Source organism: Ruegeria sp. HKCCD7255, from assembly GCF_013031565.1.
In the GTDB taxonomy this organism is placed as follows: Bacteria; Pseudomonadota; Alphaproteobacteria; order Rhodobacterales; family Rhodobacteraceae; genus Ruegeria.
On the sequence record NZ_WQAG01000004.1, the window covers coordinates 191,205 to 217,128 of the forward strand.

Below are 25,924 nucleotides of genomic sequence, written 5' to 3' on the forward strand. Positions count from 1 at the left end.
TTTGCGGCCAGATGAGGCAGGGGATCCGATCTTCATCTGGCGATAAATATCCCGGAGCGCGAGGCAGAGCCTGGCAAAATGAAAACCTGCCAAAAAGCCCTTTCCAAACGCGGTGAATCAAGCTAAGGACGCGGCTTCACGCGGGCATACAGCCTTGGAGGATGCCCGCCCTAACTTTGGAGAATTTATCATGGCTGGAGAGATTCCTGATCTCGTAGCTCTGGAACGGACGGGGACAGGCAAGGGCGCCGCTCGTCAGGCACGCCGCGACGGCATGGTTCCGGGCATTGTATTTGGTGGCGACAAAGATCCGCTGCCGATTCAGATCCCGTTCAACGAGTTGTTCAAGCGCCTGAAAGCGGGCCGGTTCAAGTCGACCCTGTGGAACCTGAAGGTAGACGGCCACGAAGACGTGCGCGTCATCTGCCGTGACGTTCAGCGGGACGTGGTCAAAGATCTGCCGACCCACCTGGACCTGATGCGCCTGCGCCGTACCACCAAGATCGCGCTGTTCATCCCGGTTGAGTTCATCAACGAGGAAGAAGCCCCCGGGATCAAGAAAGGCGGCGTTCTGACCGTTATTCGCCCGGAAATCGAACTGGTCTGCACTGCCGGAGAAATCCCCGAAAAGATCACCATCGATCTGACCGGTCTGAACATCAACGACGTTGTCACGATCTCTTCTGTTGAACTGCCAGCGGGCACCAAGCCGACCATCGACCGTGACTTTGTGATTGCAAACATCTCGGCCCCGACAGGCTTGTCGACTGACGACGAAGACGAAGGTGGCGAAGACGAAGCCGTTACAGAAGAAGTCGCTGAGGCAGCCGAAGAATAAGTCTGAACTCAGGCTATAGAACGCAAGAACGGGGCTCGCACAGAGCCCCGTTTTTTGTTTGAGCCTAAGACTGGAAATCGTGGCATGTTCCATGCCATCACATCGCGGCAAGAAACACAGGGGCACGTGTTATGAAATTGTTTGTGGGTCTGGGCAATCCAGGGTCAAAATATGCGCGCAACCGGCACAATATCGGCTTCATGGCGCTGGACCGGATCGCCGAGGATCACGGCTTTGGGCCTTGGAAGTCGAAGTTTCAGGCAGAGATATCCGAGGGCCGTTTGGGCCGCGAAAAAGTTCTGTTGGTCAAGCCACAGACGTTCATGAACCGCTCTGGTCAGTCGGTTGGCGAAGCCATGCGGTTCTACAAGCTCGACTCCACCGATGTAACAGTCTTTCACGACGAATTGGACCTGGCCCCGGGAAAAGTTCGCGTCAAAGCAGGCGGTGGCCATGCAGGGCATAACGGGCTGCGATCAATACACGAGCATATCAGCCCGGCCTATGACCGCGTGCGCCTGGGCATCGGCCACCCCGGACGGAAAGAGATGGTGTCCCCGTATGTGCTGGGGGATTTTGCCAAGGCCGATGGGGAATGGCTTGAGGATGTTCTACGCGGCGTAGCCGATGGTGCGGTCTACGTCGCCGATGGAGATAGTGGGAAGTTCATGAACGCTGTTGCGCAAAGAACTGCACCACCGCGTTCATCGAAATCGGCAGAAAAGCCACGAGAGAAGGCTAACCCCAAGCCCGAAGCTCTGCCCGAAGCCGACACGCGTTCAGCCATGCAGAAACTACTGGACAAGTTCAAATAACCTGAGATGTCCTGCCGCGACGTTCTGATTGCTTAACGTCGAAAGCCGCGCTCCTATGTTGGGTAAACAAGGGAGGGGGGCGATGAGATCATTGCTGAAATGGTTGCTGCGTATCGTGTTGGCTCTGGCTCTGGCTGCGGTCGTGGTTGGGCTCTGGAAGCGCGAAGAATTGATGCGCCTGATGGCCGTCAACTCGCTGTTTTCAGAAGAGAAGATCGTCCAAAACTTCTCTAATATGGATGACGCTTTCCTGACCGTAACGGTGCCCCGCGGCGATGGCCCCACGTGGGAACTGCCCTACGGTCCGGACTTTGATCTGCCAGACGGTGCGGCCAGATGGATTGAGGATCGTGCCGTTACCTCGCTTTTGGTGCTGCATGACGGCGAAATCCGGTTCGAGGAATACTATCTGGGCACTGGCCCCGACGACCGCCGCATCTCTTGGTCCGTTGCGAAAAGTTATCTGTCGTCTTTGCTGGGTATCTTGCTGGCCGAAAGGGCCATCGGGTCGCTGGACGATCCAGTGGTCAAATACGCACCAGAACTGAGTGGTGGTGCCTATGACGGGGCCACGATCCGCAACGTGTTGAATATGGCCAGCGGCGTCACCTTTGACGAGGACTATCTGGATTATAACTCTGACATCAACAGGATGGGCCGTGTGGTGGCGCTGGGCGGAGAGCTGGACGACTTTACCGCAGCACTTCAGGACCGATTCACAAATCCCGGGGAAACATGGCAATATGTATCCATCGATACCCACGTGATCGGGATGGTTATCCGTGGTGCCACAGGCCGCAGCATCGCTGATCTATTGGCTGAACGCATCATCGCGCCGCTTGGGTTGGAGCGTGACGGGTACTACATCACCGACGGTGCCGGAGTCGCTTTTGTTCTGGGTGGTTTGAACTTCACTACGCGGGACTATGCGCGTTTCGCTCAGGTAATCCTGCAGAACGGAGTACGCGACGGCCAGCAGATGATACCCGCAGACTGGATTGCCGAGGCCACGTGGCCAAGTGCGCCAACAGCGGCTGGCAAGATCGGGTACGGATACCAGTGGTGGATCCCTATTGGCGCGCATGAAGGCGAATTCTTGGCGCGTGGCGTTTATGGCCAATACATCTACTTTGATCAGGCTCGGGGCGTTGTGATCGTGTCAACTGGAGCGGATCGCCGGTTTCGCGAAAACGGGGTCAATGAAGAGAATATTGAAATGTTCCGCAAGATCGCAGAAAACCTGTAAGCTGGCATCATGCAGAAACAAGACAGCATAAACGTTTTGGGGGGTGTTCTTGCCCCATGCTCTCGGAAACCGCTGACCGGGTTTTTTCGGGATGGCGCGTGCAATACCTGTGCCGAGGATCAGGGCAGCCATACGGTCTGCGCCGTGATGACAGCCGAATTTCTGGCCTATTCGAAATATGTCGGCAATGACCTGAGCACGCCGCGGCCAGAGTTTGACTTTCCCGGTCTCAAGCCCGGCGACAGCTGGTGCCTGTGTGCGGGTCGTTTTCTGCAGGCCCATGATGAGGGCTGCGCACCCAAAGTGCATCTGGAGGCCACACATCAACGCGCTCTGGATATTGTTCCGCTGAAAATACTCAAAGCCAACAGCCTAGGTGAGTAATCCGGGTCAAACAGCTATTGCACGGTATCCGCGAGATGTCCTTGAAGGTGGACCGGTGGGAAAGCTGTGCTGCGCTTTTAGGTCCCAGCCTGCAGCGTTCAGCATTTGCTCAACCGCTTCTGGGCGATAGGATTTGTGACGCCACTGCAACCAGATGATTGCGTTGCACCAATGCGGTTTGCTGACAACCAACCACAGCGGCGCGCCCGGAACGACCAGAGCACGCATATGCTGCAAAGCCGAAACAGGATCGGCGCAATGTTCCAGAACATGAGCCGCCAACAGACAGTCATGCAGGGACGTAGGCCGTTAATCTTCAAGGCGTTCGGGGATGGCTTCTGCACTTGCGCCGCGCGCCGACAGCGACTTTTGAGCCTGTGTCAACATCGCCGCCGAAGGTTCAAGCAACGAGATTCTACCCGAAGAGTGAATGACGGCACGGGCCTCGGCAAAAGCCCCGGTTCCGCATCCGATGTCGAGCGCGTTTTGGCCTAAAGGCGCCGAAGGGTCAGAAGAGAGAAACCCAAGATAGGCATCGAAATACCCCAACAACCGCATCTTGTCGCTCCAGCCTGCCGCAGCCGCGTCGTATTTGCGGTCGAGCTGTGCCGGAGATTGGGATGATGACGGGCTGCGCATGTCGCGCAACCTGCCACGTTTCAAAACAATAGCAAAGCTCAGTCTGCGGTGCGTCCTTCGGTATCTGACATGTCGAAGTTCAGATATTTAGCAACGGTCTGCACGTCCTTGTCACCGCGTCCGCACATGTTCATGCAGATCAGGTGATCTGAGGGCAGATCGGGCGCGATCTTCATGACATGGGCCAGCGCGTGGCAAGGTTCCAATGCCGGGATAATGCCTTCGGTGGCGCAGCAAAGTTGGAACGCGTCCAGTGCTTCCTTGTCGGTGATCGAGACATAGTTGGCGCGGCCGATATCGTGCAGCCAGGAATGCTCGGGGCCAATGCCTGGGTAATCCAGACCGGCCGAGATCGAATACCCTTCGAGGATCTGCCCATCATCATCCTGCAGCAGGTAGGTGCGGTTGCCATGCAGTACGCCGGGGCGCCCGCCGGTCAGCGAGGCGCAATGCTCCATCTTTTCGTTTACACCTTTACCGCCCGCCTCAACACCGATGATGTTGACATCCTTGTCGTCCAGGAACGGATAGAACAGGCCCATCGCGTTTGACCCGCCACCGATGGCAGCAATGATCGTATCGGGCAGACGGCCTTCGGCCTTCATCATCTGCTCTTTGGCTTCCTTGCCGATGATCGACTGGAAATCGCGCACCATGGCCGGATAGGGATGCGGCCCGGCGACGGTGCCGATGCAGTAGAACGTGTCGCGCACATTGGTGACCCAATCGCGCAGCGCGTCGTTCATGGCGTCTTTCAGCGTGCCGCGACCTGAGGTCACCGGGATCACCTCAGCCCCCAACAGGCGCATGCGGAACACGTTGGGCGCCTGACGCTGCACATCATGCGCGCCCATATAGACGATGCATTTCAAGCCGAACTTGGCGCAGACTGTTGCGGTGGCAACACCGTGCTGCCCTGCCCCTGTCTCGGCGATGATCCGTGTCTTGCCCATGCGCCGCGCCAGAATGATCTGGCCCAGCACATTGTTGATCTTATGCGCGCCGGTGTGGTTCAGCTCATCGCGCTTAAGATAGATCTTAGCGCCACCCAGATGCTCGGTCAGGCGTTCTGCAAAATATAGCGGCGACGGGCGGCCGACATAGTTGGCCCACAGATCATCCATCTCGGCCCAGAAGGTCGGATCATCCTTGGCTTTGTCATATTCCTCTTCCAGCGACAGGATCAGCGGCATCAGCGTTTCGCTGACAAAACGCCCACCGAAAATGCCGAAACGGCCCTGCTCATCGGGGCCCGACATGAAGGAATTGAAAAGATCGTTGGCCATGGGTGTCTCCCTCGTCATACCCGTTGTTCATAGGAGGTAGCGGCGGGATTTGCCATGGCAAAACGTCGCCCTGGGCCCGGGCCTGAATCTAACCCGCTGCCGTGATAAAAGCGCGGATCAGCTCTGGGTCCTTGACCCCTGGCGCGCTTTCGACACCGGAGGCGACATCGACCTGACGCGCCCCGGTCATTCGGATCGCCTCGGCCACGTTTTCCGGGGTCAGCCCACCGGCCAGCATCCAGGGTTTGCGCCAATATTTTCGCCCCGCCAGCAAGCGCCAGTCAAAGGCCAGACCATTGCCCCCGGGCAGAACCGCGTTCTTCGGCGGTTTGGCATCAATCAACAGCTGATCGGCGACGTCGCTATAGGTATCGATGGCGGGCAAATCATCTGCATCCGCCACGCCGATGACCTTTATCACAGGCAAACCATAACGCTCTTTGATCGCTTGCACCCGCGCGACGCTCTCGGACCCGTGCAATTGCAACATATCAAACGGTGCCGCCCTGGTGATCGCATCGAGTTCCTCGTCCGAGGCGTTGACGACCAAAGCCACTTTGGCCACGCCCACCGGCACCTGTGCCGTAAGAACCGCCGCCTGCTGCGGTGAGACATATCGCGGTGACTTGGGAAAGAAGTTGAACCCGAGATAGCGCGCACCTGCGTCCGCCGCGACACGCACGTGATCGGGTGTGGTCAGACCACAAATCTTGACATTGATGTCACCGGGCATGGGCGGCCTCAGCTGGCCTCATCCAGAAGGGCCAGAACCTCGTCCTTGCCTTCATTCTGCTTTTTCTTGAGCTTCTTGACCTCACGCTCAAGCTTGCGCACTTCGCTGGTCTTGGCCGTCGCATCCCGGCGATGCTTGTGCTCGCGCAGCCATTCCCACAGGAACCCGATGACAAGACCGGCGACAACCCCGCCTAGCACCACGATAAATAACGGCAGTGATGTCGACATGTTAAAGCCCAGCAGTTCTGCCAGGGCGTCCGGCATCAGTTTCAATTCGACCATCTCGCGGTTCGCCAGCGAGATCGAAACCAAAACGATCCCCAGGACCGCAAGAAAACCATATCGAAGATAGCGCATCATGGCGTCAGGCTTTACCGTTCAAACGATCCCTTAGCAACTTGCCAGTCTTGAAAAACGGAACACATTTTTCTTCAACCTGCACGGTCTCGCCGGTGCGGGGGTTGCGGCCGACGCGCGCGTCACGTTTCTTGACCGAAAACGCACCAAACCCGCGCAGCTCAACGCGGTCACCACGAGCCATGGCGTCGGTGACTTCTTCAAAAACGGTGTTTACGATCCGCTCGACGTCGCGTTGATACAGATGAGGATTTTCATCGGCGATTTTCTGAATCAATTCTGAACGGATCATGCGCATTACCCTCCCAGGCGGCCGTTTTCTTTTGAATCGTATTCGCACCAGTATAGGAAAAAACCCGGTGGCTGGGAACGATTACTCTGTGCGTTGAACGGCTAAATAATGGCGGACTCAGGCGAATTTGGTCCGGCCTGCTGAAATTCACGCCGGAATCATGGCCCTGCCGTGATCGTTAGAGTGAATCCCGAAGACATTGATTCGCAACAAAAACGGCCCCGCACGATCATGCGAGGCCGTAATTCTTGTTTGAGATGCGCCCAGGCTTAGTCGCCCGATTTCAGCGCTGCACCCAGGATATCGCCCAGCGATGCGCCCGAGTCGGAAGAACCGTACTGTTCCACGGCCTCTTTCTCTTCGGCGATCTCGCGTGCCTTGATCGACAGGCCCAGACGGCGGGTCTTGCTGTCGACGTTGGTGACGCGCACGTCGACCTTGTCACCGACCGAGAAACGCTCGGGGCGCTGTTCGGCACGGTCACGGCTCAGGTCCGAACGACGGATGAAAGACTTCATGCCTTCGTACTCGACCTCGATACCGCCATCTTCGATTGCGGTGACTTCGACGGTGATGACAGAGCCACGCTTCACGCCGCCCACGGCTTCGGCGAACTTGTCACCGCCCAGAGCTTTGATCGACAGCGAGATACGCTCTTTCTCAACGTCCACTTCCGAGACAACGGCCGAAACCATGTCGCCTTTGCGGTAGTTCTGGATCGCATCCTCGCCACGCTCGTCCCAGGACAGGTCCGACAGGTGAACCATGCCGTCGATGTCGCCTTCGAGGCCAATGAACAGACCGAATTCGGTGATGTTCTTGACTTCGCCTTCGACCTCGGTGCCCTCGGGGTGTGTTTCTGCAAACACTTCCCATGGGTTGCGCTGAGTCTGCTTCAGGCCCAGAGAAACGCGACGCTTGGCGCCGTCGATTTCCAGAACCATGACGTCGACTTCCTGGCTGGTCGAAACGATCTTGCCGGGGTGGACGTTTTTCTTGGTCCAGGACATCTCGGAGACGTGCACCAGACCTTCGACACCGGCCTCCAGTTCGACGAACGCGCCGTAGTCGGTGATGTTGGTGACGCGACCCTGATGGACCGAGCCCAGCGGGTACTTGGCAGCAACCAGATCCCACGGATCTTCCTGCAGCTGCTTCATGCCCAGGCTGATGCGGTGGGTCTCTTTGTTGATCTTGATGACCTGAACCTTGATGGTTTCGCCGATCGTCAAGATCTCGGACGGGTGGTTCACGCGACGCCATGCCATGTCGGTGACGTGCAGCAAGCCGTCAACACCGCCCAGGTCAACAAACGCACCGTATTCGGTGATGTTCTTGACAACACCTTCGACGGTCTGACCTTCGGACAGGTTGCCGATCACTTCGGCGCGCTGTTCGGCACGCGATTCTTCCAGGATTGCGCGACGCGAGACAACGATGTTGCCACGGCGGCGGTCCATTTTCAGAATCTGGAACGGCTGCTTCAGACCCATCAGCGGGCCAGCGTCGCGCACGGGGCGGACGTCAACCTGCGAACCGGGCAGGAACGCTACAGCGCCACCCAGATCGACGGTGAAGCCACCTTTGACCCGACCAAAGATTGCACCTTCGACGCGCTGGTCGTTGGCATAGGCTTTTTCCAGACGATCCCATGCCTCTTCGCGGCGGGCCATCTCGCGCGAGATGACGGCCTCGCCTTTGGCGTTTTCTGCGGCGCGCAGGTAGACTTCGACCTCGTCACCAACAGCGATTTCAGGGGCTTCGCCGGGATTTGCGAATTCTTTCAGATCAACGCGGCCTTCCATTTTATAGCCGACGTCGATGATGGCTTGGCCGGCTTCGACAGCCAGAACCTTACCTTTGACAACAGAACCCTCTTCGGGTGTGTCCATTTCGAAGCTTTCGTTCAGGAGGGCTTCGAACTCCTCCATGGATGCGTTAGCCATGTGGCGTTTATTTCCTTTGCATAACGTTTTAGCTGGCCGAACGGTTGTCTCCGCCGGTCTTGTTTCATGATGTCTGATGACGTGACCCGGAACGCCCCTGAGCAAACAAACACAAAGGGCCGAGGTGACCCGGCCCTGCTCAGATACGTCGCCCGGACGTTGACCGCCCGTGTTCAGACAGCGCGCGTATAAGCGGAAATCCCGACAGACGCAAGAGCAAAGCCCTTATTCAATTGGCGCTTCCTCGCGTATGGCCTCTTTGCCAGACGCTTTGGTCACGCGCCAACATCGCCTGTTCAACCGCGCTCAGCTTTTCCATCGCGGCCTGGGGGTTCTGCGCGCCGCATTCATTCTTCCAGATTTTCAGCGCCGAACTTGGGCTCCACGGCAGAAACGCATTGGCGAGCCATTCCCGCAATTCGGATGGAAGCGCATCATAGGCTTGCATCGGACAACCTTGCCGCTTGCGCGGGCGCAATCCCGACCGCAGGTTGCGCGGGCGATTCAGGCGAACTTGGCTTGCGTCTTTAAGAGATGAGACAGAGTGAAAGGACAAGAGTGCGCGGTCAACATGTGATGTTATCTTATAACGACCCGTTCAATATGTTACACAACCCCGGATCACAACCCGAAAATCAACGTTTCCAGCTGTTTTTGAGTTCAGATTTCTTCGCCCTGCTTGAGCAGTTCATCGATCAACTGACGTTGCAGGTTCTGACTGTCGCCACCACCAAACTCGTGCCCGCCGCCCGAATAGAGCGAACCATAGGTCTTGGCGATATTGATCGTTTGCCCCAGCCCCGAGATCAATTGATCTTTCTCCAGGGTCGACAGAGGGTGAATATAGGCGGCCCAAAGCGTTCCATTGGCAATCGCATAGCGCGCGTCCAGAGTGCTGTCGAAATTGGCCTGCATCATGCGGCGCATATCCTCAGGCGACAGGTCATCAGCACTGCGGATCGCTACCATGGCGCGCATCCGATCAGCATTGACATCGGTCACCACAAAGATCGGCACCTCGGCAACCGTCAGCGCAAAGCCCGGCCCCTGAGGCTGTGCATCCGGGTCGAGCGCGAACAGGATATTGCCCAAACGCTCATAAGTCATCGGAGGCTCGGCCACTGGCGCGTCAGGCTGCGCGTCCTGAGCGCTCAGGCTTGTGGCAACAAAAAATAGGAAAAAGGCTAGTCGGATCATGGCGTCACTCCTGCAGGAACAGTCTGACCATAGGAGGTGGCATTACACCTGACCAAACAAAGCTTAGTGAACAGGATAACAATCTGACCCAGTACGGCAGAGCAATGTCACGCCGCGAAAGCCAGGGTTAGTTTTGTGCCGCAAGCTTTTTGTTGATGATCGACTTGGCCAGGTCCAACGCCGCATCAATCGAAAGGTCTGTTGTATCAACCATGACGGCATCTTCGGCAGGTTTCATCGGAGCGGCACTGCGCCCCGCGTCTCGCGCATCACGTTCGCGCACATCGGCCAACACTTGATCACGCGTGACATCCGCACCCTTGCTGCTCAGTTCCAGATACCGGCGTTCGGCGCGCACTTCGGCACTGGCTGTCACAAACAGCTTAACCTCGGCGCGCGGGCAGATCACGGTGCCAATATCACGCCCGTCCAGAACGGCCCCACCTGCCCGGCGGGCAAAGGCGCGCTGGAAGTCGACCAACGCGGCGCGAACCTCGGGGATCACCGCCACTTTCGAGGCCGCCTGCGCGATCTCGCCTGTCCGCAGATCCCCTTGCGCAAGTTCTTCGGCAGTCAGGGCCTGGGCTGCTGCCAAGGGATCAACGCCCTCTAGCACCCGCCGCCCAACGGCGCGATACAACAGCCCCGTATCAAGATGTGCAAACCCGAAATGGGCCGCCACAGCCTTGGAGATCGTGCCCTTGCCCGAAGCCGCAGGCCCATCAATCGCAACGGTAAAGCTGTGAGTGTCCATCAAACCGGCCGGTTGTTGCGCATCAGCTTTGCGCCGAGCCTGGTCATCAGCGGCTCGAAGATCGGGAACGAGGTGGCGATGGGGCCACCATCATCCACAGTCACGGGCTTTTGCGCGCCCATGCCCATCACCATGAACGACATCGCGATGCGGTGATCCAGAAAGCTTTCGCACGTGCCGCCACCGGGCACATTGCCGATCCCCAAGCCGTCGACCGACCACCAGTCTTCGCCTTCATCCACGGTCACCCCATTCGAGCGCAGGCCTTTGGCCATTGCGTCGATCCGGTCGCTTTCCTTGACCCGCAGCTCTTTGACACCGCCCATCATGGTCGTGCCCGTCGCGTTGGCAGCAACCACAGACAAAACGGGATACTCATCGATCATCGAGGCCGCGCGTTCAGGTGGGACCGAAATGCCTTTCATATCTGGCGAGTATTTCGCTCGCAGATCGGCAACCGGCTCACCGCCCTCTTCGCGTTCGTTTTCATAGGTCAGGTCGGCCCCCATCTCGCGCAGCGTGGTGAACAGGCCGGCGCGGGTCGGGTTCAGGCCGATGCCTGGCACCAGAACATCCGAGCCGGGTGTGATCAGCGCGGCGCATACCGGGAAAGCCGCACTGGACGGATCACGCGGCACTGCGATGACTTGTGGTTTCAGCTCGGGGCGACCGGTCAGGGTGATCACCCGCCCCTCATCGGTATCCTCAACAGTGATTTCAGCCCCAAAGCCTGCCAGCATCCGTTCGGAATGATCGCGCGTGGCCTCTTTCTCGATCACGACGGTCTTACCCGGTGCGTTCAGGCCCGCCAGCAACACAGCCGATTTCACCTGAGCCGAAGGCACCGGCACTTCGTAGCGCACGGGCGTCGGATCAGCCGCGCCCACGATGGTCATGGGTAAGCGCCCGCCGTCACGGCCCACCGCTTGCGTGCCAAACAACGCCAACGGATCTGTTACACGCGCCATGGGACGTTTGTTCAGGCTGGCGTCGCCGGTAAAGGTTGCTGTGATCGGAGAGGTTGCCATCGCGCCCATGATCAGGCGCACACCGGTGCCTGAGTTGCCACAATCAATCACCTGATCCGGTTCGGCAAAGCCGCCCACACCGACACCATGCACCGACCAATCACCACCGCCATAATCAGTCACCTCGGCCCCAAAAGCGCGCATCGCTTTGGCAGTGTCTAGCACATCCTCGCCTTCCAGCAGACCGCTGATCCGGGTTTCGCCCACAGCCATCGCGCCCAGAATCAAAGACCGATGCGAGATCGACTTGTCGCCCGGCACCTCTGCCGTTCCGGTCAACGGGCCGCAGGGATGCGAAGTCATCGGGATGGGCGTGCCGTGTCCGGACATGAGGGCTCCTTTTGCGCTATCAGTTCAAGGCCGATTAGCGAATTGCAGCCGCAGGGTCCAGCCGCAAAGCCAAAGGAATGCTCCGTATTCGCGCCTGTCAGGCCTCGCCCAACCAGATTGTCGGGTTTTCATCGGCGATTTGTCTAAACAGTGGTTCACCCAAAGCGTTACGCAGCCGGATGCATACCGCCTTTTCCGACAGCTTCTCTTGCCGTGTCATGTAATAATCAGATCCGAACAGCACGCGTGACCGCAACCGTTTGCTTTCAAGATCATCACCCTTCAAAAACATCCGCAGGAATGGCGCGTAGTCTTCGAACTGAAACAGTGTGTACGAAATATCAGTCCACAGGCCCGGAAAGTCTCCGCTGCCGATCATGCGACGGATCGAGACCTGCCAGTTCCGGTCATAGGCATCATCCAGCGGATCATACTGATCGGGGTTCGCATAGGCCTCCCAATCCCGTTGCCCGCCGAAATGGGCCAGGCAGACCCGCAGCTTGGGAAAGGCGCGCAAGACGGGGATGAACGCCTCGGGTTCGGTATAGCGGTCGGCCCAGTGATCAGACAGGTATCGCCCCTGCACACCGCCGCGCGAGCAATGGGACATTACAGGAAGTCCCATTTTTTCCAGCCGTGGATAAACATGGGCCATCAACACCGGATCATCCGGGGCAAAGCCCAGACGCGGATAGAGTTTCACGCCGCGAAAGCTCAGCTTATCAATGGCGCGCCAAAGCTCGGTCGCTTGCAGGTCCGCGCGCGGGTCGATGGTGGCAAAGGGGATCACGCTTTTGCCGACTTCCGGGTCACGCGCCAGTGCCGCCAGTTCATCATGCTGCGCGCTCAGCGGCATTTCCGGTGCGCCATAACCAAAAGCAGACAGCTCCATCGGCAACACCACAAAGCGCGTGTTGCCCGGATAGTGACGCCGCACGTTATCCAGAATATCGCGCTGGCTCTCCTCGGACGTTTCTTTTTGGAACCGATAGAGCCGCTCCAGCTTTTCCGCCACCGGATGCTGACCGATCAGCCGCGCACCCGCAGCCACCAGCTTGGTCAGGCCGGGCATTTTCCGAAACGGTTTGAGCACAGGATACGGGTAATCCTCGGGCACGTGCCGTCCGGTAAAAAGGTGGGCGTGACAATTTGTTATGCGAATGTCTGACATGAGGGAACCTGAAGAAATACAAGAGTCTAAACTGTAGCCTATCATAGCACAGCCTTCAGGGTTTGGTCCGCCCTTGCAGGAAAATTATCCCAAACGCCGGAAGGTCAGATAATGCGGCGTACGGCCTTCGCGCAGCGCTTTTTGCTCGTAACGGGTCGAGATCCAATCGTCCCAAGGCGTGCGCCAATCTTTGGGGCGTTCGGCAAGCCATTCGAAACCTGCACCGGGCACCTCTTCCAGGGTTTGGCGGACGTAATCGGGAATGTCCGTGGCTACGCGAAAGATCGCGCCCGGCTTGAGCACCTTGGCCAAGGGCTCAAGATGTTCGGGTGTCACAAAACGACGCCGATGATGGCGCTTCTTGGGCCACGGGTCGGGGTAGAGCAGAAAGGCGCGCGAAATGCTCGCCTTGGGCAGAACGTCAAAAAGGTCGCGCGCGTCCCCGGGATGGACCGCAAGGTTGGTGACACCGGCTTTGCGGATCTTGCCCAGCAACATAGCAACGCCATTGATGTAAGGTTCCGCTCCAATAATCCCGATATCGGGGTTGCTTTGCGCCTGATGCACCAGATGCTCACCGCCGCCAAAGCCGATTTCAAGCCACACCGGCTTGCCGTTGAACAGGGTTTGCAAATCGAGCGGATCTCGGTTCGGATTGCTGTCCCAATCGACCGCACCAGGCGACAAGGCCGCCAGATCTTCGTTCAGATAGGTTTTCTGGCTGGGTTTCAGGGTTTTGCCCTTGAACCGGCCATAGAAGTTTCTGCGCGGGCGTTCTGGTGACTGGGTGCTCATGGCCGAGCCCATACTGCGCCACCCAAAGCGTTGCAAGAGGCTGTCTTGCGGCAGAGGTCGGGGGCCAGCCCCCGACACACCCGAGGTATTTCTAAACAGAAGAAGAGCGCGCCCGTGAGGGCGCACCTTTGGATCATGTGATCAGACCGCTGATTTCAGCGCGTCGACCAGATCGGTGCGTTCCCAGCTGAACCCGCCATCGGCATCGGGTGCGCGCCCGAAATGGCCGTACGCAGCGGTTCGCTGATAGATCGGCTTGTTCATTTGCAGATGCTGCCGGATGCCGCGCGGCGTCAGGTCCATCACCTCGCCCACGGCCTTTTCGATCTCAGCGTCCGAGACCTGACCGGTGCCATATGTTTCCGCATAGATCGACAGCGGTTTGGACACCCCGATAGCATAGCTCAGCTGAATGGTGCAGCGTTCGGCCATGCCCGCTGCCACCACGTTCTTGGCCAGGTAGCGCGCGGCATAGGCTGCCGAGCGATCGACCTTGGTCGGATCTTTCCCCGAGAATGCACCGCCACCATGGGGTGCAGCACCGCCATAGGTGTCGACGATAATCTTACGCCCGGTCAGACCGGCATCGCCATCAGGCCCGCCGATCACGAACTTGCCGGTCGGGTTCACGTGCCATTCGGTGTCTGCGCTTAGCCACCCGTCGGGCAGCGTCTCGCGAATATAGGGCTCGACAATGACGCGGATATCGTCCGATGTCAGCGCTTCATCCAAATGCTGTGTCGACAGAACAACCGAGCTCACGCCAACCGGTTTGCCGTTCTGGTAGACAACCGACAGCTGCGACTTGGCGTCGGGACCCAGCGCTGGTTCGGTGCCATTCTTGCGCACCTCGGCCAGGCGGCGCAAGATCGCGTGCGAATACTGGATCGGTGCGGGCATAAGCGCAGGCGTTTCGGTTGTGGCATAGCCAAACATGATGCCCTGGTCACCGGCGCCTTCATCCTTGTTATCCGCCGCATCCACACCCTGTGCAATATGAGCGGATTGCTCATGCAGAAGGTTTGTCACTTCAACGGTTTCGTGGTGGAATTTGTCTTGCTCGTAGCCAATATCTTTGATGCACGCGCGGGCGATCTGATCAATGCGCCCCATGTAGTCGTGCAGTTTGTCCTGATCCGACAGGCCAACCTCGCCACCAATCACGACCCGATTGGTTGTGGCAAAGGTTTCACAGGCAACTCGCGCTTCGGGCTCTTCTGCCAGAAAGGCATCAAGAACCGCGTCGGAAATGCGATCGCAGACTTTGTCGGGGTGCCCTTCGGACACGGACTCCGAGGTAAAAATATAGTTCTGTCGGGACATGAAAGTGCTCCATTAAGATTTCCCCATCACGCCAGGAAGCCGTTGTGACGGGCGATAGCCGGGATACGCGCCCTGCCCGACCGGGTCAATCTGAATTTACCCGTCTGCCCGGCCAGCGGTGCGGCGAGCCCACAAAAACAGCAACAATAGTGCAAAAAAAACCGGACCGTCGCCAATTCTTGAATAAGGGGTCGGCGAGAGCGGGGTGGGTAAGACCGCGTCGACAAAGCCCGCCTGCCCCAAATCCAGCGAGCCTTTGATCCCACCCAACGGATCGATCATTGCTGAAACGCCGGTATTTGCCGCGCGCATCATCGGCAGGCCTTGTTCGATAGCACGCATCCGCGCCTGCGCAAGATGTTGGTAGGGACCAGAGCGCGTGCCAAACCAGGCGTCATTGGTGATCTGAACCAGAAAATCCGGGCGTTCAGGAGCAGACAAAACGTCCTGAGTAAAGACCGCCTCATAACAGATCAGCGGCAGCGCTTTGCCCAGCGCGCCGATGTCCAAAACCTGGGCGCCCGGGCCTGCAGAAAACCCGTTGCCAGTCTGAGCCGCCAGTCCAGAAATTCCAAAGCGCGCCAGCAGTCCGCCAAACGGAACGTATTCCCCAAAAGGGGCCAGATGATGCTTGTCATAAAGCCCTGCCTGCTGCCCGTTTTCATCCAGCACGACCATCGAATTGTAATACCGCAATCCCTCTGCCCGCTGAATACCAAGCAGAACAGGTGTACCCTGCGCGGCGTCCGCAATGGCTTGGAAATGACGGTCCGCGTTTTGCAACCAGACAGGGACCGAGGTTTCCGGCCATACAATCAGATCTGGGCGCGGTGCGGCAGCCGTGAACTCGACCTGCCGTGCGAAAAACAGTGGTGCAAATTCGGGGTCCCATTTCTGGTGCTGCGGCGCGTTGGGTTGGATCAGGCGGACAGTGTGTCCGGTCGATTTCGGCTCGGGTCTGGTGCTGCTGTAGACGACGACCAAGCCAACCAGTGCCAGGGTTAGCGCCGCGGGTGTCGCCGCATTGCGCAATGACGGCGTTGCGAAAAGGGCAGCCCCCAAAGGCAAGGTTGCAAGCAAGGTTATCGCCCCCACCCCATAAGGGCCAAACAACGACAGAAGCTGCGCCACCGGTGTGTCCAGCCAGACCTGCGCCAGACCCGCCCATGGAAACCCGGTCAACACATAGCCGCGCGCCATCTCGACCAGAGACAGCACCAATGCCAAGACAAGAGCTGCTTGAATCGGCTTGCCACCAGCACGGTGGGCAATCCAGAAAGCCAAGGCCCAGAATAGTGCCAAACCACCTGATAACAGCACCACCGCAAACGGGGCCATCCATCCATGGCGGGCTATATCAACCAGAAATGGTTCGACGATCCAGCTGAGCGCATGGGCAAAATAGCCTGTAGCAAAAAACCAACCCAACCAGGCAGCGCTCCGAGGGGATTCACAGGCCAAAAAGAGCGGTGCAATCCCGATCATGGCAATGAACGAGGCCCACCAATACCCAAGCGGCGCCAAGCCCAGGGCAGCAATGACCCCCAAACCAGCCGCAAGCACGAGCCTAAGCCAGATCGGCCAGCCCTCCAGCTTGGTCATCCATCAGCTTTCGGCAACATGACCCGCAACCGTTTGATCCGCCGGGGGTCGGCGTCCAGAACTTCGAATTCGGGCCCTTCGGGGTGCTGCACAACCTCGCCCCGTGCAGGAACGCGGCCAGACAGCATGAACACAAGCCCGCCCAATGTGTCGATCTCTTCCTCGTCCACATCCTCATGGCTTGTCAGCGACCTGCCAATCTCGGCCTCGAACTCTTCCAGAGGAACCCGCGCCTGAACCACGTAGCAGCCCGGTTTTTCCTCGAACCACAGCTGACCTTCGTCAGTATCATGTTCGTCGGCGATTTCTCCCACGACCTGTTCGATAAGATCTTCGATGGTCAGAAGCCCATCAACGCCGCCATACTCGTCAATCACCAAAGCCATGTGTCGCCGCTCGGTCTGCATTTTGGTCAGCAACACGCCGATCGGCATCGAAGGCGGTACGAACAACAATGTTCGCAACATGGATTGCAGCTCAAACTCGGCAGAACCGCCATTGAACCCGTGGGTCAGAGCGAAATCCTTCAGGTGTACAAACCCAAGCGGAGTATCAAGCGTGCCGTCATAGACGGGAATACGCGACAAGCCACTGTCACGAAAAAGGTCTGCCAGTTCCTCTTTGGAAATTGTCACGGGGACAGAGACGATTTCGGCGGTCGGGATTGCCACATCTTCAACACGCATACGTCGCAGGTTGATCATGCCGCGTGGCTGCGCCACCGCTGTCTCTTTTCCGTTTGTCGGTTCAGCAACTTCGGCCTGCGTCGCAAGCCCCCCAAAAAGTCGAGAGAAAAAGTTGCTTTGACTGTCTTTGCTGTCCGAAGGGTGCGCGCCTTGCGCCGCCCTAGAACTGCCGTCTGTATCGCCCATTGTCCTATTCCAAATGATCGGGTCAGAAACCCTTGTCACCCATTATATGGGTCATCAATACCCATCTTGCCAAGTATCTCGGCCTCAACACGCTCCATCAAAGTAGCGTCAGGGTCACGGATGTGATCATAGCCCAGCAAATGCAGAATTCCGTGAACAAGCAAATGCGCGACATGATGATCGAAAGGTTTGCCACTATCCGCCGCCTCGCGTGCGCAGGTGTCGTAGGATATCGCGATATCCCCCAGCGCGATTTCACCGGTGAAATCGGGTTGGGGCAAAGATGGGATACCACCGGCGTGTTGCGATGCCAAATCTTGGGCAGGCCAACTGAGTACGTTGGTCGGCGTCGGTTTTTCGCGAAACTCAGCGTTCAGCGCCGCAATCCGCGCGTCATCACAGCCCAAAAGGCTGACCTCACACAGCCCGGCATCCAACCCAATGTGATCCAGAGCGGCCGCAACAGCCTTGTGTGCAAGACTGTCCAACCCATCCCATCGTGGGTCGTCCACAGTGATTTCAAGGTTCATAGACCGGCTTCCAAACACGCGTTGCGCCGGTGACTACCCTGTTTCCCGGCCTGAATCCGCCTCATACGCTTCGATGATGGCGGCCACAAGCGGATGTCGTACCACGTCTTTCGATGTGAAGTAATTGAAGCTGATATTCGGGATCGTCTTCAACAGCCGCTCAGCATCTGCCAGCCCCGACTGCACCCCACGTGGCAAGTCCACCTGCGACCGGTCGCCGGTGATCACCATGCGGCTGCCTTCGCCCAGACGGGTCAGGAACATCTTCATCTGCATCGTGGTGGCATTCTGAGCCTCGTCCAATACCACAAAGGCATTGGCCAGCGTGCGCCCACGCATAAAGGCCAATGGGGCGATCTCGATACGCTTTTCTTCGATCAGCTTGGCCAGTTGTTTGCCAGGCAGAAAATCGTTCAGCGCGTCATAGAGCGGCTGCATGTAGGGATCGACCTTGTCCTTCATGTCACCTGGCAAATAGCCCAGCTTCTCGCCCGCTTCGACCGCAGGTCGGCTGAGGATGATCCGATCCACATGCCCACCGATGAACATCGAAACCCCCACGGCCACAGCAAGATAAGTCTTGCCGGTGCCCGCCGGTCCGATGCCGAAGGCCAGTTCATTGTTGAACAAGGACTGCACATAGGCCTTTTGAGCATCGGTGCGCGGCTCGACCAGTTTCTTGCGTGTTTTGATTTCGACGGTTCCGCCCTTGAACATCTCAAGCTGATCACCATCGCGGCTGCCAGTCTCGGCCTCGGAATTGCCCATGCGCAATTCGCGATCCACATCGGCGGCGGCAACGTCGCGCCCGCCTTCCAAGCGGGTATAGAGCGCTTGCAGCACTTCGACTGCCTGTTTTTGCGCATCCTCCTCGCCCATGACCACCAATTGGTTGCCACGGCGGACGATTTGAACCGAAAGCTGCCGCTCGATCTCGGCCAGATTGCGGTCGTATTCGCCACAAAGGTCGATCAATAGCCGGTTGTCGGGAAATTCAACAAGCACCTCATGCTGGGGTGTGTCATCTTGCGGTGGGGTCAGGGCACCGATGGCCAATCCGTTCTCCTGTCTTGGCGTTACAGGTTGAGCGTAGACAACAAGAGTTGGTGGACGCAAGCGGCCAATGTCGATTTTTTCGAAGTTTCACATTTCGGCCGAAATCTGATGCGCGGCCGGCCTTAGAACGCGTAGTTCAACCCGATGCGGATGGCGGTAAATTCGGGGGTTGAACGTGTTGAGAAGTTGGGATCAAAGTTCACCGTTTTCGAGTCGAATTGTACGAACTCAAACTCACCGGTCAGCGAAAGGTGGCGGCTGATTTGGTATTCTGCACCAACACTTGCCGAGTATCCCGAACGAGAATCGGTGACACCGAAATCCTGCTCTGGGCCGAAAAAGGGCGTCAGGACGGCTGTGGTGGTGATGTCCGCCTCGACATATCCGATCGATGCAAAATACAGCACGCGACCCGAACGGTTTGTGAGGCCACCGCGAAGACGAACCGAGAAGACATCAGAAATCTCACTGCCAGATTGCACACCTGTCAGGCCCACAGCCGTTTCCGAGGAATCATCGAAAGTGCCGAAGTCATAACCCAGTTCTAGCCCGTAGATATAGTCACTGCCCCAAGAGGTCGGCAAAACGCCGCGCCAACCGGCCCGTACGCCTCCAAATCCACCGCTGGGCTCGTTGTCACCGGCTGGAAACAGTGCCGTCGGAGTGCGCAGGCCGAATCGATCAGACTCGCCGAAAGCATATCCGCCACTGGCGCCCACATAGAACGCGCTCGTATCGCGAACGATACGCGGCGGCTCGACGACTTCGGGTTCAGCGATATTGCCGGTCAGGTCGCTGGCGGCTGCGGGCATGGAGCAAAGCGTGATTGCGCCACCGAATAGATATCTCGAAACAGTTGACCCCACCTGTGCCACTACTCGTACCCTCCACCGCGTCGACACCACCAGATGATCGCCGCTTTATTCATTAAAGGCTCATAACAGACCGGCCTTTTCAAAAGCTGGCCCACCTCGGACCATAAATCCAAGTCCTAAATCAAGGATTAATTTATTATGTAGTTTGCCTGACCCAACGGATAATAGGGTGTCAAACCAACTCGCCCGCAAGCGAGTTTGCACCCGATGACGTGATCCGAACCTCACGCAAAGCGCCAACGGCCACATCGGCATCCGCCACATGAACCGCGTGCAGATATTCCGATTTTCCAACCATTTGCCCTTGTTGGCGCCCGGGTTTTTCAAACAGAACATGCACGTTTCGACCCACCATACTGTCCTGGATCTTGCGCTGATCGCGGGTGATCAGGGCTTGCAAGCGTTGCAGGCGTTCATCCGCCACTTGCGGATCGACCTGTGGCCGTTCTGCCGCAGGTGTGCCTGGGCGGGTCGAGTATTTGAACGAGTAGGCATAGCCATACTGCACCTCATCGACCAGATCCAAGGTTGCCTGAAAATCCGCGTCGCTTTCTTCTGGGAAACCAACGATGAAGTCCCCGGACATCAAGATATCGGGCCGCGCTGCGCGAATGCGTTCAATCAGACGCAGATAGCTTTCTGCGGTATGGCTGCGGTTCATACGCTTGAGAATATGGTCCGAACCAGATTGCACCGGCAGATGCAGATATGGCATCAGCTTGTCACAGGTTCCGTGCGCCTCGATCAAGTCATCGGTCATGTCGTTGGGATGCGACGTGGTGAACCTGATCCGTTCAAGCCCGTCGACCTTGTTGAGCTCCCAAATCAAGCCAGCCAGCGTCATGTCCCCATTCGGTCCGGCCCCATGATATGCGTTCACGTTCTGCCCGAGCAGAGTGATCTCGCGCACTCCGCGTTCCACCAGATCCTGCGCTTCGCGAATGATGCGATCGGCCGGGCGGCTGACCTCTGCCCCACGGGTGTAGGGTACAACGCAGAAGGCACAAAACTTGTCGCAACCTTCCTGCACGGTCAGAAACGCCGTCGGGCCGCGCTTGGCCTTAGGACGGTTCTTGAGCTTTTCGAACTTGTCCTCTTCGGGAAAATCCGTGTCCAACGCCTTTTCACCGGCGCGGGTCTTGGCCTCCATCTCGGGCAGACGGTGATAGCTTTGTGGCCCGACCACCAGATCAACCAGTGGCTGGCGACGCATGATCTCTTGCCCCTCGGCCTGAGCCACACAGCCCGCAACGCCGATCTTCAGATCCGGTTTCTCGGCCTTCAGGCCTTTGAAGCGGCCCAGTTCGGAATACACCTTTTCCGCAGCTTTTTCGCGGATATGACAGGTGTTGAGCAGGATCATATCCGCATCGTCAGGTGACTTGGTCTCAACATATCCCTGCCCGCCCAGCGCTTCGGCCATGCGTTCGCTGTCATAGACATTCATCTGACAGCCATAGGTCTTGATAAACAGCTTTTTGGGTTCGGACATGGGACCAGCCTTTGCGTTCGCGCGACCGGCGTCGTCTATACGCAACGAACGCCGCTTGCAATGCTGGCGCGGATACCCGAATTTGGCGGAAAGTTCCAGCAAGACGAAATCAAAAACAGGCAATGCAGTACCCAACGCTCGCGGATTATCTCAGGTCAGGTCAGGCGCTGGCAAAAGGCCCCTTGGCCCTGATTTTTGCCGAAGACACTGTCGAACTCGATAGCACCCTGCGCCACTATCTCAAGCTGGGGTTCAAATCCATTACCGTCTTTATGCCTGATGCCTTCGATCTGGCCGAAGATCTGAACGCTCAGGTTCATCGGGTCACCCTGACCTGCACGCCGCGCACCGTCGTTTTCGACACGATAAATCAGATCATCTCTGCGGCCTTGGGGCAGTGGATACATTACGCCTACAACGCCGAATACCTGTTCTACCCGTATTGCGAGTCTCGCAGCATCGGGGAAATGCTGTCCTTTCATACCGAAGAGCGCCGCAACGCGATGATGACCCATGTGGTCGACCTGTACGCTGGCGACTTGCAGGCCCATCCCAACGGTGTCGCCACGGATCAGGCGATGATGGACAAGACCGGCTATTATGCCCACACCCGCCACGACGGCACTGGTCAACCGCTCGAGCGTCAATTGGACATGTCAGGCGGCCTACGGTGGCGGTTTGAAGACCACATCCCGTATGAGCGGCGGCGAATCGACCGGATCGGTCTCTTCAAAGCCCGAAAAGGCCTCAAGATCCTGCCCGACCACACGTTTAATGAGCCGGAATACAACACCTACGCCTGCCCGTGGCATCACAATATGACAGCTGCAATCTGCTCATTCCGAGCGGCCAAAGCGCTCAAGTCGAATGCCGGGTCGACCTTCGACATCCCAAGCTTTCTCTGGAGCAACTCGATCCCGTTTGAATGGCGGTCGGATCAGTTGCTGGATCTGGGACTGATGGAGCCCGGTCAGTGGTTTTGAACAGGAATCGTACCCTTTAGCGCTGCAAAAGAATCGGAAACCAGTCTTCGCGCAGGCGTTGGCCGGGGATCATGTCATGCCCTGGAAATGGCGGTGAGGTGCGGCCCGGGCGCTCGACATAGCGTGCATCATCCCCGACCAAGCGCAGGGAAAAGGCGCGACGGCGGCTTTCAGATTGGTTTCCGCGTGCCCCGTGCAGCGTGCGATAGTTGAAAGCAACAGCATCACCCGGCTCCATCTCGAACTCGACCACGCGCATTCCCTCGGCATCCGGGTCGGGAACCGGAATGTACTGACCTTCGTCAGCAAAGAACCCTTCCTCGGAAACCCAGCGGGTCGGAAGCACTTCTTTGTCCCAAAGGTGAGACCCCGCAACGCAGCGCAACGTGGCCTGCTTGACCGGGTCCAGTGGAGACCAGAAACTGATCGTCTGTCGACCTTCGACGAAGTAATAGGGCCCGTCCTGATGCCATGGTGTTGCCATAGAGGTGCCGGGCTCTTTGACCAGCACGTGATCATGGAACATCTGCACACTGCGCGATTGCATCAACTCGGCAGCAACCTCGGCAGCGGCAGAGTTTTCAACGACCTGACGGAATTCAGGAATACGCGACCAGTTGCAATAGTCGTCGAAAAACAGGCCTGTCTCGCCCTTCTTCTTGTTGTCCGATGCATAAGGGCCCGGCGCGGCCATGTTGGCCGCGACCCCATTACGCAATGTCTCGACATGATCCGCAAACAGGCCCTTGACCAGCACCACACCGTCAGACTGGTAGCTTTCGATCATGTCTTGCGTGACCAAGGGGTGAGGCATGGCAGAGTCTCCGAAGCAGTTTGCCCTCTTCTGCACGGGAAAATACCAACTGATCAAATCTTATTTTTGATCTGGCGCACATTGCCGGAACTGCGTTCAGCACACGCGTTTTGAAATGCAGCTTATTTCGCCACGGCTAACCACCGCAAACACGTGGGCGCATCATGAAAAAGCTGGATTACTTCTTTTTGCGCAGACGGATCACGACATCGACGGACGCGATCTCAAGCCCTTGTGGGGCTTCGGGCAGGCTTTGGATCACCAACTCATCCGATGGCGCATCGCTGAGCCGTCCATCATCTTCCCAGAAGAAATGCGGGTGATCGTGTGTGTTGGTGTCGAAATAGCTTTTCGACCCGTCCACCGTGATCTCTTGCAAAACGCCCGCATCACAGAACGCACGCAAAGTGTTATAGACCGTAGCCAGTGACACAGCATCGCCATTTTCCTTGGCCGATTCAAACAGGCTTTCTGCGGTGACATGCCGGTGCAAGCCGTCGCCGACCAAAAGCTCGGCCAAGGCCACACGCTGTCGCGTCGGACGCAGACCGGCGCCTGTCAGCCAATTTGTCGCTATCTCACGGCTTTGAGGTGTCATAGTTCCGATACCCGTTTCTTGCTAACTCTATATATAGAGACCTTCCCTTGGTGATTTCAAATGAAAATCATTCTCAGGGAATGCACTTAGCGTCGCATGTAATGGCGTTGCTGCTCTTGCAGGACCTTGCATACGGGTGCTAGACGAGGCGAGATAAAACTAACGGACCCCTGGCAGGAGAGGCGGCAAGAATGGCTCAATTCCCGAGCAGCTTTGACAAGGATGATCTGCTGAAATGCGCCCGCGGCGAGCTTTTTGGCCCTGGCAATGCGCAGTTGCCCGCCCCGCCCATGCTGATGATGGACCGTATCACCGAGATTTCCGATGATGGTGGCGCGCATGGCAAAGGCCATGTTCTGGCCGAATTCGACATCACTCCGGATCTTTGGTTCTTTGACTGCCATTTCCCCGGCAACCCGATCATGCCCGGCTGCCTTGGCCTGGACGGTTTGTGGCAGTTGACCGGTTTCAACCTGGGCTGGCGCGGCTGGCAGGGGCGCGGTATGGCGGTTGGCGTGGGTGAGGTCAAGCTGACCGGCATGGTTCGCCCGGATCGCAAGATGCTGACGTATAAAATTGATTTCAAAAAAGCGATCCAGACTCGCCGCCTGACGATGGGCGTGGCGGATGGTATTGTCGAAGCCGACGGTGAAATGATTTATGACGTCAAAGACATGAGAGTCGTTCTGTCCGACGCCTGAGGCGGACCGGCCTGAAATAAGGAGCACGCATATGCGTCGAGTAGTTGTCACCGGTTTGGGTGTTGTGTCCGCTATCGGGAACAATGCCGATGAGGTGCTGGCCTCCCTCAAAGCCGGGAAATCTGGCATTGAGGCCAATGAACAGATGATCGAGCATGGCTTTCGCAGCCGGATTGCCGGATCGCTAAAGATCGACGTCACCGAACACATAGACAAGCGCACGTTGCGCTTCATGGGCCCAGGTGCAGCTTATGCCTATATCGCGATGTCTCAGGCGATAGCAGATGCGGGCCTGACCGAGGATCAGGTCGTAAACCCGCGTACCGGTCTTGTGGCCGGATCGGGCGGGCCGTCGACAAGTGCTATGCTCACTGCACATCAGACCGTGCTGAAGAACGGGGCGACAAAGCGGATAGGGCCTTTTGCGGTTCCGAAATGCATGTGCTCGACCATTTCCGCCAACCTTGCGACGGCGTTCAAGATCAAGGGTATCAACTACTCTATCACATCAGCCTGCTCGACTTCGCTGCATTGCATCGGCAACGCGGCAGAACAGATCATGTTGGGCAAGCAAGACGTTATGTTCGCGGGCGGCGGCGAAGAGCTGGACTGGACCCTGTCCTGCCTGTTTGACGCGATGGGTGCGATGTCATCGAAATACAATGACACCCCCGAAAAAGCCTCGCGGGCGTTCGACCAGAACCGCGACGGATTCGTCATCTCGGGCGGTGGTGGCATTGTTGTTCTGGAAGACCTTGAACACGCGCTGGCCCGTGGGGCCAAGATTTATGCAGAAGTAACCGGCTATGCTGCAACTTCGGACGGGCACGACATGGTGGCCCCATCGGGCGAAGGCGGCGAACGCGCGATGCGGCTGGCCATGTCCACCCTGCCGGAAGGGCGCAAGGTTGGATATATCAACGCCCATGGCACCTCGACCCCTGTGGGCGATGTTGGCGAGGTGGAAGCCGTGCGCCGCATCTTCGGTGAAGGCAACGTGCCCCCGATCTCATCAACCAAGTCGATGACGGGCCATGCACAAGGCGCGGCAGGGGCTCTTGAAGCCATCTTCTGCCTGCTGATGCTAGACAATGACTTTATTACGCCGTCGATCAATGTCGAAACGCTCGCGGAAGGTATCCTGCCGGGCGAAGTGGCGACGGAACTAAAAGAAAACGCGGGACTGGACAGTGTAATGACCAACAGCTTTGGCTTTGGCGGAACCAACGGATCCATGATCCTTTCGAAATATAACGGGTGAATGT

General features: G+C 57.7%; 29 protein-coding genes and 1 riboswitch. Of the genes, 7 read left to right on the forward strand and 22 right to left on the reverse strand.

Annotated elements, in window-relative coordinates:
* Nucleotides 1-190 precede the first annotated feature (190 nt).
* The 4 genes from GOX45_RS10225 to GOX45_RS10240 all read left to right on the forward strand — a co-directional run bounded on the left by GOX45_RS10225 (nucleotide 191) and on the right by GOX45_RS10240 (nucleotide 3,283).
* Complete coding sequence (locus GOX45_RS10225) at nucleotides 191-838, forward strand: 50S ribosomal protein L25/general stress protein Ctc (protein WP_171100520.1); 648 nt, start codon at nucleotides 191-193, stop codon at nucleotides 836-838.
* A 131-nt stretch (nucleotides 839-969) separates the two neighbouring features.
* Nucleotides 970-1,653, forward strand: coding sequence for an aminoacyl-tRNA hydrolase (gene pth / locus GOX45_RS10230; protein ID WP_171100521.1), 684 nt, complete (start codon nucleotides 970-972; stop codon nucleotides 1,651-1,653).
* Nucleotides 1,654-1,735: 82 nt separating this feature from the next.
* Complete coding sequence (locus GOX45_RS10235) at nucleotides 1,736-2,899, forward strand: serine hydrolase (RefSeq protein WP_171100523.1); 1,164 nt, start codon at nucleotides 1,736-1,738, stop codon at nucleotides 2,897-2,899.
* Nucleotides 2,900-2,908: 9 nt separating this feature from the next.
* A complete protein-coding gene (locus GOX45_RS10240; RefSeq protein ID WP_171100525.1) occupies nucleotides 2,909-3,283 on the forward strand; it encodes a DUF2237 family protein in 375 nt (124 codons plus the stop codon).
* A gap of 6 nt (nucleotides 3,284-3,289) precedes the next feature.
* On the opposite strand, the gene GOX45_RS22090 is transcribed toward GOX45_RS10240, so the two are convergent.
* The 20 genes from GOX45_RS22090 to miaB form a co-directional block, all read right to left on the reverse strand.
* Complete coding sequence (locus GOX45_RS22090) at nucleotides 3,290-3,565, reverse strand: class I SAM-dependent methyltransferase (protein ID WP_254445986.1); 276 nt, start codon at nucleotides 3,563-3,565, stop codon at nucleotides 3,290-3,292.
* 27 nt (nucleotides 3,566-3,592) lie between these two features.
* Complete coding sequence (locus GOX45_RS22095) at nucleotides 3,593-3,922, reverse strand: class I SAM-dependent methyltransferase (protein ID WP_254445987.1); 330 nt, start codon at nucleotides 3,920-3,922, stop codon at nucleotides 3,593-3,595.
* Between the two features lie 38 nt (nucleotides 3,923-3,960).
* Nucleotides 3,961-5,208: a tryptophan synthase subunit beta gene (trpB, locus tag GOX45_RS10250; RefSeq protein ID WP_171100527.1), complete on the reverse strand. Its 1,248-nt coding sequence runs from the start codon at nucleotides 5,206-5,208 to the stop codon at nucleotides 3,961-3,963.
* Between the two features lie 88 nt (nucleotides 5,209-5,296).
* Nucleotides 5,297-5,941 carry a phosphoribosylanthranilate isomerase gene (locus GOX45_RS10255; protein WP_171100529.1) on the reverse strand — a complete coding sequence of 215 codons (645 nt, stop codon included), beginning with the start codon at nucleotides 5,939-5,941 and terminating at the stop codon, nucleotides 5,297-5,299.
* 8 nt (nucleotides 5,942-5,949) lie between these two features.
* A complete protein-coding gene (locus GOX45_RS10260; RefSeq protein ID WP_171100531.1) occupies nucleotides 5,950-6,300 on the reverse strand; it encodes a lipopolysaccharide assembly protein LapA domain-containing protein in 351 nt (116 codons plus the stop codon).
* A gap of 7 nt (nucleotides 6,301-6,307) precedes the next feature.
* Nucleotides 6,308-6,592 (reverse strand): integration host factor subunit beta, encoded by a 285-nt coding sequence (gene ihfB / locus GOX45_RS10265; RefSeq protein ID WP_050603110.1) that lies wholly within the window; start codon nucleotides 6,590-6,592, stop codon nucleotides 6,308-6,310.
* A gap of 269 nt (nucleotides 6,593-6,861) precedes the next feature.
* Nucleotides 6,862-8,538: a 30S ribosomal protein S1 gene (rpsA, locus tag GOX45_RS10270; RefSeq protein WP_171100534.1), complete on the reverse strand. Its 1,677-nt coding sequence runs from the start codon at nucleotides 8,536-8,538 to the stop codon at nucleotides 6,862-6,864.
* Between the two features lie 229 nt (nucleotides 8,539-8,767).
* On the reverse strand, nucleotides 8,768-9,094 hold the full coding sequence (locus tag GOX45_RS10275; RefSeq protein WP_256415698.1) for a DUF6525 family protein: 327 nt from the start codon (nucleotides 9,092-9,094) through the stop codon (nucleotides 8,768-8,770).
* Between the two features lie 104 nt (nucleotides 9,095-9,198).
* Nucleotides 9,199-9,735 (reverse strand): hypothetical protein, encoded by a 537-nt coding sequence (locus GOX45_RS10280; protein ID WP_171100537.1) that lies wholly within the window; start codon nucleotides 9,733-9,735, stop codon nucleotides 9,199-9,201.
* 127 nt (nucleotides 9,736-9,862) lie between these two features.
* Nucleotides 9,863-10,489 carry a d(CMP) kinase gene (locus GOX45_RS10285; protein ID WP_171100540.1) on the reverse strand — a complete coding sequence of 209 codons (627 nt, stop codon included), beginning with the start codon at nucleotides 10,487-10,489 and terminating at the stop codon, nucleotides 9,863-9,865.
* Nucleotides 10,489-11,847 carry a 3-phosphoshikimate 1-carboxyvinyltransferase gene (gene aroA / locus GOX45_RS10290; protein ID WP_171100542.1) on the reverse strand — a complete coding sequence of 453 codons (1,359 nt, stop codon included), beginning with the start codon at nucleotides 11,845-11,847 and terminating at the stop codon, nucleotides 10,489-10,491. Before aroA ends, GOX45_RS10285 begins: the two co-directional genes overlap by 1 nt.
* A 97-nt stretch (nucleotides 11,848-11,944) precedes the next feature.
* Nucleotides 11,945-12,964, reverse strand: coding sequence for an amidohydrolase family protein (locus tag GOX45_RS10295; RefSeq protein WP_171100544.1), 1,020 nt, complete (start codon nucleotides 12,962-12,964; stop codon nucleotides 11,945-11,947).
* 138 nt (nucleotides 12,965-13,102) lie between these two features.
* Complete coding sequence (gene trmB / locus GOX45_RS10300) at nucleotides 13,103-13,813, reverse strand: tRNA (guanosine(46)-N7)-methyltransferase TrmB (protein WP_171100546.1); 711 nt, start codon at nucleotides 13,811-13,813, stop codon at nucleotides 13,103-13,105.
* Nucleotides 13,814-13,954: 141 nt separating this feature from the next.
* Nucleotides 13,955-15,136, reverse strand: coding sequence for a methionine adenosyltransferase (gene metK, locus GOX45_RS10305; protein ID WP_171100548.1), 1,182 nt, complete (start codon nucleotides 15,134-15,136; stop codon nucleotides 13,955-13,957).
* A gap of 5 nt (nucleotides 15,137-15,141) precedes the next feature.
* Nucleotides 15,142-15,190: riboswitch (SAM-SAH riboswitch) on the reverse strand.
* Nucleotides 15,191-15,232: 42 nt separating this feature from the next.
* The gene (gene lnt, locus GOX45_RS10310; protein ID WP_171100550.1) at nucleotides 15,233-16,738 is read right to left on the reverse strand and encodes an apolipoprotein N-acyltransferase; all 1,506 of its coding nucleotides are present in this window, start codon (nucleotides 16,736-16,738) and stop codon (nucleotides 15,233-15,235) included.
* Nucleotides 16,735-17,610, reverse strand: coding sequence for a hemolysin family protein (locus GOX45_RS10315; protein ID WP_171100552.1), 876 nt, complete (start codon nucleotides 17,608-17,610; stop codon nucleotides 16,735-16,737). The genes lnt and GOX45_RS10315 overlap by 4 nt, the downstream gene beginning before the upstream one ends.
* 35 nt (nucleotides 17,611-17,645) lie before the next feature.
* On the reverse strand, nucleotides 17,646-18,140 hold the full coding sequence (ybeY, locus tag GOX45_RS10320) for an rRNA maturation RNase YbeY (protein WP_171100553.1): 495 nt from the start codon (nucleotides 18,138-18,140) through the stop codon (nucleotides 17,646-17,648).
* A gap of 33 nt (nucleotides 18,141-18,173) precedes the next feature.
* Nucleotides 18,174-19,196 carry a PhoH family protein gene (locus tag GOX45_RS10325; RefSeq protein ID WP_171100555.1) on the reverse strand — a complete coding sequence of 341 codons (1,023 nt, stop codon included), beginning with the start codon at nucleotides 19,194-19,196 and terminating at the stop codon, nucleotides 18,174-18,176.
* Between the two features lie 122 nt (nucleotides 19,197-19,318).
* A complete protein-coding gene (locus GOX45_RS10330) occupies nucleotides 19,319-20,101 on the reverse strand; it encodes an outer membrane protein (protein WP_371808970.1) in 783 nt (260 codons plus the stop codon).
* 142 nt (nucleotides 20,102-20,243) lie between these two features.
* Nucleotides 20,244-21,563, reverse strand: coding sequence for a tRNA (N6-isopentenyl adenosine(37)-C2)-methylthiotransferase MiaB (gene miaB, locus GOX45_RS10335; RefSeq protein ID WP_171100559.1), 1,320 nt, complete (start codon nucleotides 21,561-21,563; stop codon nucleotides 20,244-20,246).
* Between the two features lie 122 nt (nucleotides 21,564-21,685).
* Between miaB and GOX45_RS10340 the strand changes: the two genes are divergently transcribed.
* On the forward strand, nucleotides 21,686-22,546 hold the full coding sequence (locus tag GOX45_RS10340) for a glycosyltransferase family 2 protein (RefSeq protein ID WP_171100561.1): 861 nt from the start codon (nucleotides 21,686-21,688) through the stop codon (nucleotides 22,544-22,546).
* A gap of 16 nt (nucleotides 22,547-22,562) precedes the next feature.
* On the opposite strand, the gene GOX45_RS10345 is transcribed toward GOX45_RS10340, so the two are convergent.
* Both GOX45_RS10345 and irrA read right to left on the reverse strand, forming a co-directional pair.
* Complete coding sequence (locus GOX45_RS10345; protein WP_171100563.1) at nucleotides 22,563-23,360, reverse strand: phytanoyl-CoA dioxygenase family protein; 798 nt, start codon at nucleotides 23,358-23,360, stop codon at nucleotides 22,563-22,565.
* A gap of 178 nt (nucleotides 23,361-23,538) precedes the next feature.
* Entirely contained in the window at nucleotides 23,539-23,958 is a 420-nt protein-coding gene (gene irrA / locus GOX45_RS10350; RefSeq protein ID WP_171100564.1) for an iron response transcriptional regulator IrrA, read from the reverse strand.
* A 191-nt stretch (nucleotides 23,959-24,149) separates the two neighbouring features.
* Between irrA and fabA the strand changes: the two genes are divergently transcribed.
* Together fabA and fabB are read left to right on the forward strand one after the other, a co-directional pair.
* Nucleotides 24,150-24,659, forward strand: a complete 510-nt coding sequence (gene fabA / locus GOX45_RS10355) for a bifunctional 3-hydroxydecanoyl-ACP dehydratase/trans-2-decenoyl-ACP isomerase (protein ID WP_171100566.1) — start codon at nucleotides 24,150-24,152, stop codon at nucleotides 24,657-24,659.
* A gap of 31 nt (nucleotides 24,660-24,690) precedes the next feature.
* A complete protein-coding gene (gene fabB, locus GOX45_RS10360) occupies nucleotides 24,691-25,920 on the forward strand; it encodes a beta-ketoacyl-ACP synthase I (RefSeq protein WP_171100568.1) in 1,230 nt (409 codons plus the stop codon).
* Nucleotides 25,921-25,924: the final 4 nt, after the last annotated feature.

Excerpts from the sequence above, each read along its gene's own strand:
- ybeY (WP_171100553.1), bottom strand. The coding sequence starts at position 18,140 with ATGAACCTTGAAATCACTGTGGACGACCCACGATGGGATGGGTTGGAC.
- irrA (WP_171100564.1), bottom strand. The coding sequence starts at position 23,958 with ATGACACCTCAAAGCCGTGAGATAGCGACAAATTGGCTGACAGGCGCC.
- GOX45_RS10280 (WP_171100537.1), bottom strand. The coding sequence starts at position 9,735 with ATGATCCGACTAGCCTTTTTCCTATTTTTTGTTGCCACAAGCCTGAGC.
- ihfB (WP_050603110.1), bottom strand. The coding sequence starts at position 6,592 with ATGATCCGTTCAGAATTGATTCAGAAAATCGCCGATGAAAATCCTCAT.
- GOX45_RS10225 (WP_171100520.1), top strand. The coding sequence starts at position 191 with ATGGCTGGAGAGATTCCTGATCTCGTAGCTCTGGAACGGACGGGGACA.
- GOX45_RS10345 (WP_171100563.1), bottom strand. The coding sequence starts at position 23,360 with ATGCCTCACCCCTTGGTCACGCAAGACATGATCGAAAGCTACCAGTCT.
- GOX45_RS10240 (WP_171100525.1), top strand. The coding sequence starts at position 2,909 with ATGCAGAAACAAGACAGCATAAACGTTTTGGGGGGTGTTCTTGCCCCA.
- lnt (WP_171100550.1), bottom strand. The coding sequence starts at position 16,738 with ATGACCAAGCTGGAGGGCTGGCCGATCTGGCTTAGGCTCGTGCTTGCG.
- rpsA (WP_171100534.1), bottom strand. The coding sequence starts at position 8,538 with ATGGCTAACGCATCCATGGAGGAGTTCGAAGCCCTCCTGAACGAAAGC.
- GOX45_RS10260 (WP_171100531.1), bottom strand. The coding sequence starts at position 6,300 with ATGCGCTATCTTCGATATGGTTTTCTTGCGGTCCTGGGGATCGTTTTG.
- metK (WP_171100548.1), bottom strand. The coding sequence starts at position 15,136 with ATGTCCCGACAGAACTATATTTTTACCTCGGAGTCCGTGTCCGAAGGG.
- GOX45_RS10255 (WP_171100529.1), bottom strand. The coding sequence starts at position 5,941 with ATGCCCGGTGACATCAATGTCAAGATTTGTGGTCTGACCACACCCGAT.
- fabA (WP_171100566.1), top strand. The coding sequence starts at position 24,150 with ATGGCTCAATTCCCGAGCAGCTTTGACAAGGATGATCTGCTGAAATGC.
- GOX45_RS22095 (WP_254445987.1), bottom strand. The coding sequence starts at position 3,922 with ATGCGCAGCCCGTCATCATCCCAATCTCCGGCACAGCTCGACCGCAAA.
- miaB (WP_171100559.1), bottom strand. The coding sequence starts at position 21,563 with ATGTCCGAACCCAAAAAGCTGTTTATCAAGACCTATGGCTGTCAGATG.
- trmB (WP_171100546.1), bottom strand. The coding sequence starts at position 13,813 with ATGAGCACCCAGTCACCAGAACGCCCGCGCAGAAACTTCTATGGCCGG.
- GOX45_RS10340 (WP_171100561.1), top strand. The coding sequence starts at position 21,686 with ATGCAGTACCCAACGCTCGCGGATTATCTCAGGTCAGGTCAGGCGCTG.
- aroA (WP_171100542.1), bottom strand. The coding sequence starts at position 11,847 with ATGTCCGGACACGGCACGCCCATCCCGATGACTTCGCATCCCTGCGGC.
- fabB (WP_171100568.1), top strand. The coding sequence starts at position 24,691 with ATGCGTCGAGTAGTTGTCACCGGTTTGGGTGTTGTGTCCGCTATCGGG.
- trpB (WP_171100527.1), bottom strand. The coding sequence starts at position 5,208 with ATGGCCAACGATCTTTTCAATTCCTTCATGTCGGGCCCCGATGAGCAG.
- GOX45_RS10235 (WP_171100523.1), top strand. The coding sequence starts at position 1,736 with ATGAGATCATTGCTGAAATGGTTGCTGCGTATCGTGTTGGCTCTGGCT.
- GOX45_RS10315 (WP_171100552.1), bottom strand. The coding sequence starts at position 17,610 with ATGGGCGATACAGACGGCAGTTCTAGGGCGGCGCAAGGCGCGCACCCT.
- GOX45_RS10285 (WP_171100540.1), bottom strand. The coding sequence starts at position 10,489 with ATGGACACTCACAGCTTTACCGTTGCGATTGATGGGCCTGCGGCTTCG.
- pth (WP_171100521.1), top strand. The coding sequence starts at position 970 with ATGAAATTGTTTGTGGGTCTGGGCAATCCAGGGTCAAAATATGCGCGC.